14 protein-coding genes and 2 pseudogenes are annotated in these 13,010 nt (G+C 68.8%); 10 read left to right on the forward strand and 6 right to left on the reverse strand.

Annotated features, from left to right (window positions below; genetic code table 11):
* Nucleotide 1 precedes the first annotated feature (1 nt).
* Nucleotides 2-997, reverse strand: a complete 996-nt coding sequence (locus MPLG2_RS10090; protein ID WP_105186008.1) for a magnesium transporter CorA family protein — start codon at nt 995-997, stop codon at nt 2-4.
* Entirely contained in the window at nt 997-1,380 is a 384-nt protein-coding gene (locus MPLG2_RS10095; protein ID WP_269459143.1) for a LysR substrate-binding domain-containing protein, read from the reverse strand. The genes MPLG2_RS10090 and MPLG2_RS10095 overlap by 1 nt, the downstream gene beginning before the upstream one ends.
* A gap of 96 nt (nt 1,381-1,476) precedes the next feature.
* Between MPLG2_RS10095 and MPLG2_RS18830 the strand changes: the two are divergent.
* Nucleotides 1,477-1,641 (forward strand): annotated as a pseudogene (locus MPLG2_RS18830) (LamB/YcsF family protein); the annotation flags it as partial.
* A gap of 2 nt (nt 1,642-1,643) precedes the next feature.
* Nucleotides 1,644-2,039, forward strand: a complete 396-nt coding sequence (locus tag MPLG2_RS10105; RefSeq protein WP_197710224.1) for a hypothetical protein — start codon at nt 1,644-1,646, stop codon at nt 2,037-2,039.
* Nucleotides 2,040-2,056: 17 nt separating this feature from the next.
* On the opposite strand, the gene MPLG2_RS10110 is transcribed toward MPLG2_RS10105, so the two are convergent.
* Complete coding sequence (locus tag MPLG2_RS10110) at nt 2,057-3,580, reverse strand: gamma-glutamyltransferase (RefSeq protein WP_231935621.1); 1,524 nt, start codon at nt 3,578-3,580, stop codon at nt 2,057-2,059.
* 210 nt (nt 3,581-3,790) lie between these two features.
* On the opposite strand from MPLG2_RS10110, the pseudogene MPLG2_RS19415 reads away from it, so the two are divergent.
* Nucleotides 3,791-4,081, forward strand: a pseudogene (locus MPLG2_RS19415) (transposase); the annotation flags it as partial.
* Between the two features lie 106 nt (nt 4,082-4,187).
* Entirely contained in the window at nt 4,188-4,469 is a 282-nt protein-coding gene (locus tag MPLG2_RS18740; protein WP_162497164.1) for a hypothetical protein, read from the forward strand.
* 119 nt (nt 4,470-4,588) lie between these two features.
* Here the strand turns inward: MPLG2_RS18740 and MPLG2_RS10120 are convergent, their stop codons facing one another.
* A complete protein-coding gene (locus MPLG2_RS10120) occupies nt 4,589-5,104 on the reverse strand; it encodes a GNAT family N-acetyltransferase (RefSeq protein WP_105186012.1) in 516 nt (171 codons plus the stop codon).
* 52 nt (nt 5,105-5,156) lie between these two features.
* Here MPLG2_RS10120 and MPLG2_RS10125 point away from each other — a divergent pair, with 52 nt between their 5' ends.
* The 6 genes from MPLG2_RS10125 (at nt 5,157) to MPLG2_RS10155 (ending at nt 10,549) form a co-directional block, all read left to right on the forward strand.
* Nucleotides 5,157-5,360: a CopG family transcriptional regulator gene (locus tag MPLG2_RS10125; protein ID WP_105186013.1), complete on the forward strand. Its 204-nt coding sequence runs from the start codon at nt 5,157-5,159 to the stop codon at nt 5,358-5,360.
* Entirely contained in the window at nt 5,357-5,746 is a 390-nt protein-coding gene (locus MPLG2_RS10130; RefSeq protein WP_105186014.1) for a type II toxin-antitoxin system death-on-curing family toxin, read from the forward strand. Before MPLG2_RS10125 ends, MPLG2_RS10130 begins: the two co-directional genes overlap by 4 nt.
* 451 nt (nt 5,747-6,197) lie before the next feature.
* Nucleotides 6,198-7,769 (forward strand): acyl-CoA carboxylase subunit beta, encoded by a 1,572-nt coding sequence (locus MPLG2_RS10140; protein ID WP_105186015.1) that lies wholly within the window; start codon nt 6,198-6,200, stop codon nt 7,767-7,769.
* Nucleotides 7,766-8,002: an acyl-CoA carboxylase epsilon subunit gene (locus MPLG2_RS10145; protein ID WP_105186016.1), complete on the forward strand. Its 237-nt coding sequence runs from the start codon at nt 7,766-7,768 to the stop codon at nt 8,000-8,002. The genes MPLG2_RS10140 and MPLG2_RS10145 overlap by 4 nt, the downstream gene beginning before the upstream one ends.
* A gap of 30 nt (nt 8,003-8,032) precedes the next feature.
* A complete protein-coding gene (locus tag MPLG2_RS10150) occupies nt 8,033-9,808 on the forward strand; it encodes an acetyl/propionyl/methylcrotonyl-CoA carboxylase subunit alpha (RefSeq protein ID WP_105186017.1) in 1,776 nt (591 codons plus the stop codon).
* 102 nt (nt 9,809-9,910) lie between these two features.
* The gene (locus MPLG2_RS10155; protein WP_105186018.1) at nt 9,911-10,549 is read left to right on the forward strand and encodes a hypothetical protein; all 639 of its coding nucleotides are present in this window, start codon (nt 9,911-9,913) and stop codon (nt 10,547-10,549) included.
* 78 nt (nt 10,550-10,627) lie between these two features.
* Here the strand turns inward: MPLG2_RS10155 and MPLG2_RS10160 are convergent, their stop codons facing one another.
* Together MPLG2_RS10160 and MPLG2_RS10165 are read right to left on the reverse strand one after the other, a co-directional pair.
* Nucleotides 10,628-12,037: an NAD(P)H-quinone dehydrogenase gene (locus tag MPLG2_RS10160; RefSeq protein ID WP_105186019.1), complete on the reverse strand. Its 1,410-nt coding sequence runs from the start codon at nt 12,035-12,037 to the stop codon at nt 10,628-10,630.
* A gap of 34 nt (nt 12,038-12,071) precedes the next feature.
* The gene (locus MPLG2_RS10165; protein WP_197709906.1) at nt 12,072-12,968 is read right to left on the reverse strand and encodes an endo alpha-1,4 polygalactosaminidase; all 897 of its coding nucleotides are present in this window, start codon (nt 12,966-12,968) and stop codon (nt 12,072-12,074) included.
* Nucleotides 12,969-13,010 lie beyond the last annotated feature (42 nt).

Consider the following 13,010-nt stretch of genomic DNA (forward strand, 5'->3'; position numbering starts at 1 on the left):
GTCACAGCCAGTCGTTGCGGCGGAACAGCCAGTACAACCCCACCGTGCCCACCACGATCAGCACGACGCTCTGCCACAGACCCCACGAGTCGGAGAAACCCCAGTACGGCAGGTTCTGGCCGAACCAGCCGGTCACCGCCGTCGGCACGGCGATGATCGCGCCCCAACTGGCCAGCTTCTTCATGATCATGTTCAGCCGGGCGTCTTGCAGGCTCAGGTTGGTCTCGAACACCGACGCCACCATGTCGCGCAGCGATTCGGTCCACTCCGAGGCACGCAGCACGTGGTCGTACAGGTCGTTGAATTCGCCGTCCAACTCCCTGGACGGCTGCCAGTGCCCGGTGAGCCGCTCGCGCATCACCCCGGCGACCACCTCGCGCATGGGCAGCACCGCCCGGCGCAGCCGCACCAGCGCCTTGCGCAGCGCGAACACCCGCTGCTGCACCTCGCGGGTCTGAACCGCGTCGGCGAACAACAGGTCTTCGACCTCTTCGAGCTTGTCGTCCATCACCTGCACGGCGTCGAAATGGCCGTCGACGAGCACGTCCAGCAGTCCGTGCACCAGGGCACCGACCCCATGCCCGAGCAGTCCGCCCTCTTCCCAGCGCTGCAACACAACGTCCATGTCGATCGCCGTGCCGCGGGCCACCCGCACCGTGATCAGCCCGTTCATCATCACGAAGGCCGAGATGCGTCCGGTTGTGAGCTCGGGCAGCCCTGCGGCGTTCTCGCCGAGTTCGGCCGAGTAGCACGTGAAGAACGTGTGGGTGGCGTGCCTGGTCACCTTCGCCCGCTCGCGGGGTGCGATTGCGTCTTCGACGGCGTGCGGGTCGAGCTGCAGTTCTTCGGCCAGCTTGACGATCACCGAACCGTGCGGGTCACAGACGTCGAGCCAGGTCAACACCGACGCGTCGGCCAGGTAGCCGTCGAGTTCGCTCAAATCGAAGTCCGAGGCGATCAGTTCGCCGTCGCGCCAGGCCCTGCTGCGCAGTTGCATCACGGCAGGTCGACCGAGGGGTGCGACAGCGTGACCGCGACCACCTGCCGCAGCACGTCTCGGACGCACTCGGCGGCGCGTGACAGCGGCAGACTCGAGGGAGTGCCGAGTGACAGGTGAACCTCGATCGGGTCGGTGACCCGAACCAGCCGGAGGTTCGAATCGGCGGCCAGCCGCTCGGCCACCGAGCGCGGCAACATGGTGACACCGAGTTCGGCCGCCACCGTCGGCTGCACGCCCGCGGCCTGCAGCGCCCGCTGCACCGTGGCGTGATTAGTGTGCACCGGCCGGGGCAACATCAGCGGTACGTCCGCGAGTGCTGCGCATCGAGTATGCGGACGAAGGTAGCCAGCCGTCTGCTCTCCATCACACCTCCCGCTCACCCATTGCTTCGGCCTATCACATCAGCGAAAACCGTCTTACCACTATCACTCGCCGATTGCTTACGGTCAGTTCATTCGATCGAGGAGGAATCTCAGATGCAGTCGCGAATCGACCTGGTGGCCGACCTCGGTGAGGGGTTCGGCGACTGGTGCATGGGTGACGACGCGGCACTGCTCGAGATCGTCTCGTCGGCGAACGTGGCCTGCGGCTTCCACGCCGGCGACCCGCGCATCATGGACGCCACCACCCGGACCTGCGCCACGTGGCCCGGCACGGACGGCTGGTCGGTCTGGTCTCAGTTCGTGCCGACTACGCCACGGCGGTGTGCGACGCCGCCGGGGCCGTCGACCCAGAACCTCGTGGCGGCGTGTCGCTTCAGTTGCGCAACGACATGCTGGGTCACCGCGTCCGGGTCACCGAGATCTGCCCCGGCCGGGTCGAGACCGAGATCTTCGGACGCAACCTGGGCGGTTCGCCGGACGACCTCAAGCGGGCCTGGGAGGAGTTCTACGAGCACTACGAGTCGGTCACCACAGCCGACATCGCGGGCGCGGCCCGGTTCGCTCTGGAAGCACCCGAGCACGTCAACGTGGGCATGATCGAGATCATGCCGACGCTCCAGGTGCCCGGTGGGCTGACGTTCAACCAGAGCCGCTGAGATCGTTCGTGCGGCGCTCAAGCCACGCCGACGTGCGCCTCGCGGCGGGTGTCGCCGGACGCCTGCAGGGTGCCGTCCTCGTGCCGTAGGGCGGCACCCACGCCGCCGAAGTACATGTGCGGCTCGCCGTACTCGTGGCCGACCAGACCCAGCTCGGCGATGGCGGCGGCGATGCCCGCATCGGGTTCATGCTCCACCACCACTCCCTGATCGGTGTGCCGCACGTGCAGCCGCGGATTGGCGATGGCGTCGGCAAGCTCCCGGCCGTGCAGGCACCCCTGACCCAGCACCAGCATCAGGGCGGTGGTGATCCGGTCCGCACCGGGGGATCCGATGGCCAGCACCCGGCCGGCGTCGCTTCGTCCGACGGTGGGGGCCATGTTGGACGCCAGCCGTGTGCCCGGCGGCGTCGCGTGCAGCCCCAGCCGGTTGAGTTCCACCTCGCCGAGAGCGTTGTTGAGCAGCACCCCAGTGCCGGGAATGCACAGCCCGGCGCAGTAGCCGCTGCTCATCGTGACGGCGCAGGCGTTGCCGTCGACGTCGACCGCCGAGATGTGCGCGGTTGAGGACGACCCGCGCAGCGCCGACAGCCCGTAGCGGCCCACCGAACTCAGCAGTCGGCGTCCGTCGGCTTCGAGGTCCTCGGACAGGTCGTGGGTGGTGAGCCGGTACGACAGCACCGCCCGCTGAATCTCGATGGCGTCGCGCCACGTCCAGTCGCCGATCCGCGACAGCTCGCCCAGCATCACCGCCAGCATCGGGCCGCCCACCGCCGGTGGCGGGTTCACGCCGATTCGCCAGCGGCCCACCGTCGAGACGTGCGCCGGCCGGGTCACCGGACGGTACTGGGCCAGGTCGGCGGCAGTGATCAACCCGTCCCGCTGCTGCATGTCCGAAGCCAGCGCCTGCGCCACCGCGCCGGTTGTGAACAACTCCGGACCCTCATCGGCGAGCTGGTCGAGCACGTCGGCCAGCAACGGGTTGCTGGTCGACTCCCCCGGCCCGAGCAGGTGGCCGTCCGGCCTGGTGACGAGCGCATGAGCCTCGGCGTCGGTGCCGAACAGGCTGTTCGCTGTGTATGCCAGATAGCGGGACGTCGCCGCCCCGATCGGGTACCGCCGGGCGGCGCGGGCGGCGGGTGCCACCAGCTCCGCCCACGGCAACCGGGCGAAGCGGGCCTGCGCCGCACCGAAGGCGGGCACGACGCCCGGGGTGGCCACCGAGCCGTGACCCGCGTACATGGTCACCCCACCGCCATAGGAGGTGACCACCCGGCGCAGGCCGTGACCGCGGCGCTGCGGATCACCGTCACGCCCGGGCATTTCGACGTTGCCGTCGATCACCACCGGATCACCGTCCGCCGGCCAGACCGCGACGTAGCAGCCCCCGCCGAGGCTGACCATGCCCGGTTCGGTGGCCATGGCCACCAGCGCCGCGGCGAGGGCGGCGTCCACGGCGTTGCCGCCGTTGCGACCGACCGACAGCCCGGCGTCCAGGGCCTGAGCGCCGGTCGCGGCGACGGCGATGCGGGGTCTGGGCACAGCGCTATCTTGGCCCAGTCCTGCGCCGCTGACCCCGTCAGCAGCCACGTGTTCCATCACATCGGGCAACTCGCTTGGCTGGTCAACCTTGAGTGGAGTCCAGCAGAGTGGTGTACGAGTACCTGAGCGAGCGCGTGCCTCCCACGTAGGCACGGCCACCAGGTGGAGCCACTCGAGGACGGGGCGCCGAGCGTCTCATCGCCGGCGGAGGTGCCGGTTGTTGATGCCGGGTCGTCGCCAGCGGAGTTGCAGCTGGTCGCGGGTCTGGTTCGCCGCGCGAAGGCTGATGGGGTCGCGATGACGGGTCCTGATGGTCTATTGAAGACGCTCGCCAAGACGGTGATCGAGACCGCTTTGCAGGAGGAGATGGCTGATCATCTCGGCTACGGCAAGCATGCGGTGGAGGGCCGGAACCTGGGCAACTCACGTAACGGCACCCGGTCCAAAACGGTGGTGACCGATAACTGTGGGGAGGTCGAGATCGCCGTCCCTAGACAACAACCAAGAATCACCAATGATGAACGCCATTTACACCGTTCGTCGGACAGTCCCCACGCGGCACCACAAGGAAGATCATCGGTTTGGGACAGGATGAAGGGAGAATCGCATGATGCAACTCAACAGTGCAGTCGCACGCACGGTCCGTGCAGAGTTGCATCGTCAGGAGTTACAACCGAAAGTTCTTGCGTTCTGGCTGAATGTTGGTGAGCGGAAAGCAATCGCTCTGTCGGAGGGCCGTGCTGTGTGGACCATGAGCGACCTCGAGTTGGTCGCCGAGGGATTAGGCATCGATCTGGTGGAAATGGTCACTCGTTGCGCGGACCGCCTGAAGCGGCATTGCGTTGACGCGGCCAAAATGGTAGACGATCCGCACCGCACCGCTCGCTGATGAGCGGGCCTGCGCGCTCGGGTGAGCACCAGCCGAGGGCTACCCTCACGCACACCGCGACATGTCAGTGAATCTCTGAACGCCTCGCGATGGGTTGTGGGTGGAGGGCCCAGGTTCGGCTACAGGCGGTGGAACAGGCGCAGTGGTTGGTTGGTGAACGGTTTGAACCCGTGTCGTGCATAGAACGCTGCGGCGTTGTCGTCGAGAGCGTCGACCATGAGGGCTCGCAGCCCGATCCGCTCGGCCGCCGTTGTTGCGTTGACGACAGCGTCATGGAGCAGGGACGTTCCCAGCCGTGCGCCCTGGAATGCGCGGTCGACCGCGAGCCTGCCCAACAGGACCGCCGGAATGGGATCGGGAGCGTTGCGCGACTGCGCAGCTGATGCTGTGGAGCGCTGCACGGAGGAGGCCGCGAGGCAGTAGTAGCCAACAACCCGTCCCCCGTCGGTCTCGCAGCTGACGTAGGTGCGGGCATCCCGCTCGCGTTCGGAGCGCAACGCTCGGCGGACCAGCCATTCGTTCAGTGCGTCGCGACCGCAGTCGAAGGCAGCGATGTCGTCGTCGGGGCGCAGCGGTCGCGGTGGGGTGAAGCTCACCGTTCCCAGACCGGCGTCATGGCTTTCAACTCGGTCCATGCCTGCTCATCGGGAGACTGATCGGGCGATACCACACTGGTATCATGGACGCATGGCGATGACTCTGCGGCTGACTCCCGACGACGAGAGGGCGCTCGCCCAGTTAGCCGAGGCGCAAGGCGTGAGCAAGCAGGAGGCGACCGTGCGCGCGATTCACGAGGCGGCGTCGCGCCGGCTGCGCCGCGACACGGTCACCGCGCTGTCGGCGTCGGCCCGGGAGCGGTACGCCGACCTGCTTGACCGCCTGGGCCAGTGATCGAATACCTCACCCTGGAAGATGTCCTCAGCCTCATCGAGGATCTGGGCGTCGGCCCGATCCGGGACATCGGACTGCTCGACTCGGCAGTACACCGGCCCCAGGTCAGCGTGTTCGATGACGACGCCTACCGCGGCATCGACGACAAGGCTGCGGTCCTGCTGGAATCGCTTGTCCGCAACCACGCCCTCGTCGACGGGAACGAGCGGATCGGCTGGCTGGCCACGGTGGTGTTCTACGGACTCAACACGGTCACTCTCGAAGCCCCCGACGATGACGCCTACGATTTGGTCATCGCGCTGGCCAGCGGCACCAGTACCTACCAGCGGGCGGCAGAAATCCTCGCGAAATGGCACGAGCCCACCGCGGCAGAGCCGGGTAGTTGAGCGCACCCCTGGACGAGGCGCGACGCGCCGAGGTGTATTTGGTGTCGCCGCGCTCGATGGCGGCGATGCCGGCGGCCTTCACGTTGTCGGGGGTGTCGAAATCGGGTTCACCGACGGTCAGGTCGAGCACCGCGACACCCTGGGCGCGCAACTCCCGGGCGCGTCCCGCCGCAACGGTGCTGGGGGACGGATGGACCCGGCTCATCCGGGCGGCTTCAGCGGCCATCGCCATGGCTTTCGGTTGCTGGTTTTCCTCGAGCCTAAAGGCGCCGAACCCGACCGCACCAAGACCAAAATGGCTTGCCCTCATACGCTGCGGCTATGGATCCGCCGCCCCGGACGGCTCATCACGAGCGGCTGGTTTCATTCCGTGAGAACGGTCGGCGGCATTGTCGGTGGCAGGTCAGGAGAACGCGTCATCGGGTCGTCCGCGAGGCACTAGGGTGCGTTCATGGACTCCGACGTTCATACGACAAAGGGCAAGCTCGCCGACTTCCAACGTCGCAACGAACAGGCGAAGCAACCGGCGTCCGAGGCCGCCATCGCAAAGCTGCATGAGAAGGGCAAACTGACCGCCCGCGAGCGGGTGCTCGCGCTGCTCGACCCCGACAGCTTCACCGAACTGGACGAGTTCGCCCGGCATCGCACCACCGCCTTCGGCATGGACGCCAAGCGGCCCTACACCGACGGCGTGATCACCGGCTTCGGCACCATCGAGGGCCGCAGCGTCGCCGTCTTCTCACAAGACGTCACCATCTTCGGCGGTGCCCTGGGCGAGGTGTACGGCGAGAAGATCTGCAAGATCATGGACCTGGCGCTGCGCACCGGAGTGCCGATCGTCGGGCTGGTCGAGGGCGGCGGCGCCCGCATCCAGGAGGGCGTGGTCAGCCTCGGCCTCTACGCCGAGATCTTCAAACGCAACACCCACGCGTCCGGGGTGATCCCGCAGATCTCGGTGATCATGGGCGCCGCGGCCGGCGGCCACGTCTACTCCCCCGCCCTGACCGACTTCGTGGTGATGGTCGACCAGACCTCGCAGATGTTCATCACCGGCCCGGACGTGATCCGCACCGTCACCGGCGAAGAGGTGTCGATGGAGGAGCTGGGCGGCGCCCGCACCCACAACACCAAGTCCGGCAACGCGCACTACCTGGCCAGCGACGAGCAGGACGCGCTGGAGTTCATCCGGCACGTGCTGAGCTTCCTGCCCGCCAACAACCTCGACGAGCCGCCCACGCTCGAGACCGATCCCGACCTCGAACACGCCGCCGACGCCGAGGCGCTGGACACCCTGATCCCCGACTCGCCCAACCAGCCCTACGACATCCACGAGGTGATCATCCGGGTGTTGGACGAGGGCGAGTTCTGCGAGATCCACTCCCGGTTCGCCGCCAACATCGTCTGCGGCTTCGGACGGGTCGACGGTCACCCGGTCGGCGTGGTCGCCAACCAGCCGATGGTGTACGCCGGCTGCCTCGACATCGACGCGTCCGAGAAGGCGGCCCGGTTCGTGCGCACCTGTGACGCGTTCAACGTGCCGGTGCTCACCTTCGTCGACGTGCCCGGCTTCCTGCCCGGCACCGACCAGGAGTGGAACGGCATCATCCGGCGCGGCGCCAAGCTGCTGTACGCCTACTCCGAGGCGACGGTGCCGCTGGTCACCCTGATCACCCGCAAGGCCTACGGCGGCGCCTACGACGTGATGGGCTCCAAGCACCTGGGCGCCGACGTCAACCTGGCCTGGCCGACCGCCCAGATCGCGGTGATGGGGGCCGAGGGCGCGGTCAACATCCTCTACCGGCGCGAGTTGGCCGACGCCGACGATCCGGTGGCCCGACGGGCCGAACTGGTCGAGCAGTACAACGACCACCTGTCGAACCCGTGGATCGCCGCCGAACGCGGCTACATCGACCGGGTGATCCTGCCCCGCGACACCCGCGCCGAGATCGCGAAGGTGCTGCGGCTGCTGCGCACCAAGCGTGCGTCGCTGCCGCCGAAGAAGCACGGGAACATCCCGCTGTGACCGGCGCGGCGGCCAAGGCCGGGCCGGAAGCCATCATCGTGCACGGTCACCCCAGTGACGTGGAGTTGGCCGCGCTGTCCGCCGCCCTGCTGACACTGCTCAACGCCGCCGCCGACCAGCCGGACGAGGCACCCACACCGACCACCCAGGGCTGGCGCTCCCGCAGCCGGCAACTGCGGCTGCGGCCGAGCCCGGGCCACGGCGCCTGGAAGGCCAGCGTGCGCCGTGACTAGCACGAACACACCCATCGAAAGCAGGTCCAGATGACATCCGGGGAGCCCTTCACCAAGGTTCTGGTGGCCAACCGCGGCGAGATCGCCGTCCGGGTGATCCGGGCCGCCCGGGACGCCGGCATCGGCAGCGTGGCCTGCTATGCCGACCAGGACGCCGACTCCCTGTTCGTCAAGCTCGCCGACGAGGCCTTCGCCCTCGGCGGAACGACGCCGGCCGAGACCTATCTCGACATCGCCAAGCTGCTGGCGGTGGCCGAGAAGTCCGGTGCGCAGGCGGTGCACCCCGGGTACGGGTTCCTGGCCGAGAACGCCGGCTTCGCCCGGGCCGTGATCGACGCCGGACTGACCTGGATCGGTCCCCCGCCCTCGGCGATCGAATCCCTCGGCGACAAGGTGCAGGCCCGGCACATCGCGGCCAAGGTCGGCGCCCCGCTTGTGCCCGGCACGCCCGACCCCGTCGCGGACGCCGACGAGGTCGTCGCCTTCGCGAAGGAGCACGGCCTACCGATCGCCATCAAGGCGGCCTTCGGCGGCGGCGGCCGCGGACTGAAGGTGGCCCGCAAGCTCGACGAGGTGGCCGAGCTCTTCGAGTCGGCCACCCGGGAGGCGGTCACCGCCTTCGGCCGCGGCGAGTGCTTCGTCGAGCGCTACCTGGATCGCCCCCGGCACGTCGAAACCCAGTGCCTGGCCGATCAGCACGGCAACGTCGTCGTGGTCTCCACCCGCGACTGCTCACTGCAGCGCCGGCACCAGAAGCTGGTCGAAGAGGCCCCGGCGCCCTTCCTGAGCGAGGCGCAGATCGAGCGGCTCTACAGCTCAAGCAAGGCCATTCTGCGCGAGGCCGACTACGTGGGCGCCGGCACCTGCGAGTTCCTGGTCGGCCAGGACGGCACGATCAGCTTTCTGGAGGTGAACACCCGGCTGCAGGTCGAGCACCCGGTCAGTGAAGAGGTCACCGGCCTCGACCTGGTACGCGAGATGTTCCGCATCGCCGCCGGCGAACCGCTCGGCTACGACGACCCGATTCCGCGCGGCCATTCGATCGAGTTCCGGCTCAACGCCGAGGACGCCGGCCGCGGCTTCATGCCCGCCCCCGGCACCCTGACCACCTGGCAACCGCCGACCGGGCCGGGCGTCCGGGTCGACGAGGGCTACCTGGCCGGCATGACGGTGCCGAGCTCGTTCGACTCGCTGGTGGCCAAGATCATCGTCACCGGCGCCGACCGCACCCAGGCTCTGCAGCGCTCGCGGCGGGCGTTGGCCGAGACCAGCATCGAGGGCATGCCCACCGTGCTGCCGTTCCAGCAGGCCGTACTGGACGACCCGGCCTTCGTGGGCACCGACGGCGTTTTCGGGGTGCACACCCGCTGGATCGAAACAGAGTTCACCGGCACCGTCGAGCCGTACCAGGGCTCCGCCGACACGGCCGAGGCCGGCGCACGGCAGACCTTCACCGTCGAGGTGGACGGCCGTCGGCTGGCGGTCACGGTGCCGGGCGACCTACTGGCACCCGCCCGCCGCGCGGCTCAACCGACGCGGACGCCACGGCGATCGGGCGGGGCCGGCAAACCGCAGGCGGCGGCGTCGGCCGACCTCACCGCACCCATGCAGGGCACCATCGTGCGGGTGGCCGTGAGCGAGGGCGACGAGGTCGCCGAGGGCGACCTGATCGTGGTGCTCGAGGCCATGAAGATGGAGCAGCCGATTTCGGCACACCGGGCCGGGCGCATCGTGAACCTGTCGGCGGTGGCGGGTGCTACGGTGACCAGCGGCACCGTGCTCTGCAGCATCGACGACGGCACCTGAGAATTTCCTTGCGACGGTTGAGATTTCTCAGCTTGTGTCGCAAGGGCGGAATTCATCGAATTTTCTTGGTGACATGCCAGGTTTTGTGTGCACAATGGCCAGATGGACTATCTCGGCGTGGTGCTGCTCGTGGCTGCTTTGGCCACGGCATTCGTCGTGATCGCCCGCAGCAGCGCCTGGCAGGGCCGCCGTGCCCGGGCCGAACAGCAGTCGCAACTCGCCCTGGCCAAACGCGCCGCCGAGGCCGACGTGGTCGGCCTCACCGAGGCCCTGACCCGGCTGTCCGTCGTGGCCGAAACCGACCCGCAGGCCCAAGAAGACTACGACAGTGCGGCTGCGGCCCACGCCCGCGCCGTCCGCTGCCTGGCCGAGGCGAGCGAGCCCGACGAGTTGAGCCTGGTCACCGAGAACCTCGAAAAGGGCCGCTGGACCGTCGCCCGGCTGATGGCTCGCGCGGCCGGCGAGCCGCTGCCGACCCGACGTCCGCCGTGTTTCTTCAACCCTGGCCACGGGCCGTCCACCCGCAACATCGGCTGGCAGAGCCGCAGCGTGCCGGCCTGCGCCGCCGACGCCGCCCGCGTCGAAGCCGGCGCCGACCCCTACATTCGCACCGTCGAGCGCGGCGATCGACGGGTGCCCTACTGGGAGGGCGGGCCCACCTACGCCGGCTGGGCGCGGGGCTATTACGCGTCGTGGCGGGGCAGCACCCTGGTGGCCGACATCGTCAGCAGCCGCAGCTGAGCCGGCTGCGCAGTCGCTGGTCGGGGTTGTCGAAACCCTGCGGCCGGCGGTGACGGTTCGATCGATCAAGAGAACGACTCAGTAGCCGGCGCGCCGCTCGGCCGAGTGCGTGTGCAGCCGACGCCCGGCCTCTGCGATCGACCCCGACAACGACGGGTACACCGTGAAGCTCTGCGCCAACTGGTCGACGGTCAGCTTGGCCCGCACCGCCATCGACAGGCTTTCGATCAGTTCACTCGCGATCGGTGCCACCACGACTCCGCCCACGATGATGCCGGTGGTGGGTAGGCAGAACACCTTGACGAAGCCGTCGTGAATGCCGCGCATCTTGGCCCGCGGGTTGGTGTGCAGGGGCAGCATCACGCCCAGCGCGTTCGACAACCCGGCGTCGACCTCGACCTGAGTGACCCCCACGGTGGCGATTTCGGGCGCGGTGAACACGTTGGCGCAGACGGTGCGCAGGTCGAGCGGGCCCACCGCGTCACCGAGCGAGTGCCACATGGCGATGCGCCCCTGCATCGCGGCCACCGAGGCCAGCGCGAACACGCCGGTGCAGTCGCCGGCGGCGTACACCCCGCGCGCCGTGGTGCGCGACACCTTGTCGACGGTGACGTAGCCGCGATCGTCGAGCTGCACACCCGCCTCGGTCAGCCCGATCTCGGCCGTGTTGGGCACCGACCCGACCGCCATCAGGCAGTGCGAACCGGTGATCGTGCGGCCGTCGGCCAGGTGCACCACCACCTCGTCGCCCACCACCTCGGCGGCTTCGGCGCGGCTTCGCGACACGATGGTCATGCCGCTGCGCTCGAACGCCTGCTGAACCACGCGGGCGGCCTCGTCGTCTTCGCCGGGCAGCACCTGGTGCCGCGAACTCACCAGCACCACGTCGGCCCCCAGGGCGTTGTAGGCGCTGGCGAACTCGGCACCGGTCACACCCGAGCCCACCACGATCAGCCGCTCGGGCAGTGCCCGCAGGTTGTACAACTGCGTCCAGTTCAGAATGCGTTCGCCGTCGGGACGGGCGGCCGGCAGTTCGCGGGGCGTGGTGCCGGTGGCCACCAGAATGATGTCGGCGGGCAGCCGCTCCTCGCCCTCGTCGGTCGTCGCGACGACGTGCTCGGTGCCGTACAGCCTGCCGACGCCGTCGATCAACCGGACGCCCTCGCTGCGCAGCCGGCCTTCGATGTCGGTGGACTGGGTCGCCGCCAGGGCCAGCACCCGCTGGTTGACGGCGGCCAGGTCGACGTGAAAGGCGTCGGTGAGGTCTGCCAGGTCGCCCACCCGCAGGCCCAGCTCATGGGCACCGCGCATGGTGGTCATCACCTCGGCGGTGGCGATCAGGGTCTTGGACGGCACCACGTCGGTGAGCACCGCCGCCCCGCCCAGCCCTCTGCGCTCGATCAGCGTTACGGCACCGCCCAACTGGGCGGCCACCAATGCCGCCTCGTAGCCCCCGGGCCCACCGCCGATGATCACCACGTTCGTCACAGGGGCATTCTGGCACCCGCGCGTTACGGTCGCGTCAGCAGTGCCGGTAGAGGTGGCCCTTCGCGCCGGCCGGCAGCAGGTCGAGATCACGGCGCACGATCATCAACTGAGGGAACGCGCGGCAGCCCTTCGCGAAGGCGTCGTCGCGATACTCGATCACGAACACCCGGCCGCCATAGACACCCACGTAGGCGTCGCACTCGGCGTACTCGTTGCACTGCTCGGCGATGGCGAAGTCGGTCTTCAGCGCAGCCCTGCGGCCCAGCAACTCGGCGGCGTTCTTCTGGGCGATGGCCAGACCGTGCGCGTGAGCCACGTCGGCGAACAGGCCCATCATCGCCACGTTGTCGGCCTGGCTGATCGCCCCGTGCGAGCGCGCGTAGCTGTCGAGGTTGTCGATCTCGACCGCCTGAAAGCCGTTCTGGGCGCACCCGGCGATCCATTCGCCGACGATCGCAGCGATGGCCTCGCGGCGCTTCGCCGTTCGGGTGTCGAGAACCAGCTCGTTCCAGTCGGCGTCGACCACCGGCTCGCCGGTGTGATCGGTGAGCACCAGGCCGGGGTGTCGCGTCAGCCAGAACGTCCGGGCGTCGGGCTGGGCCTGAAACCCGTTCACGTAGCAGATGCTGTAGGCGTTCGCGGCGGGTGCGTCCTGCCGATCGCGCACCACCACCGTCACCCCCGCCGGCAACGGGTAGGCGCCGCCCAACTGATAGTCGAAGCGTCCCTCGGTGGGCGGTCGTACGACTCGGGGGGTGGCACCGTCGGTCGGTGGTTCCGACGCCGGCGGCGCGCTGGTCGCCGGCCCGGACGGCACCGGGACGGCGAGCGCTGAGACGCAACCGACCAGCAGCAGGCAACCGACCAGCAGCAGGCAACCGAGAGCGGTGCCGAACCTCGACATCACCCTCCGCCGCACGCCCGGGCTCATCACACCATGGTGACAGCCCGGCCCGTGCGCCCACCCGACCAG

Origin of the sequence: Micropruina glycogenica (genome assembly GCF_900289045.1) — a bacterium.
In the GTDB taxonomy this organism is placed as follows: domain Bacteria; phylum Actinomycetota; class Actinomycetes; order Propionibacteriales; family Propionibacteriaceae; genus Micropruina; species Micropruina glycogenica.

Coding starts and splice junctions, on each gene's coding strand:
- MPLG2_RS10090 (WP_105186008.1), bottom strand. CDS start 997: ATGCAACTGCGCAGCAGGGCCTGGCGCGACGGCGAACTGATCGCCTCG.
- MPLG2_RS18740 (WP_162497164.1), top strand. CDS start 4,188: ATGATGCAACTCAACAGTGCAGTCGCACGCACGGTCCGTGCAGAGTTG.
- MPLG2_RS10120 (WP_105186012.1), bottom strand. CDS start 5,104: ATGGACCGAGTTGAAAGCCATGACGCCGGTCTGGGAACGGTGAGCTTC.
- MPLG2_RS10125 (WP_105186013.1), top strand. CDS start 5,157: ATGGCGATGACTCTGCGGCTGACTCCCGACGACGAGAGGGCGCTCGCC.
- MPLG2_RS10140 (WP_105186015.1), top strand. CDS start 6,198: ATGGACTCCGACGTTCATACGACAAAGGGCAAGCTCGCCGACTTCCAA.
- MPLG2_RS10150 (WP_105186017.1), top strand. CDS start 8,033: ATGACATCCGGGGAGCCCTTCACCAAGGTTCTGGTGGCCAACCGCGGC.
- MPLG2_RS10155 (WP_105186018.1), top strand. CDS start 9,911: ATGGACTATCTCGGCGTGGTGCTGCTCGTGGCTGCTTTGGCCACGGCA.
- MPLG2_RS10165 (WP_197709906.1), bottom strand. CDS start 12,968: ATGAGCCCGGGCGTGCGGCGGAGGGTGATGTCGAGGTTCGGCACCGCT.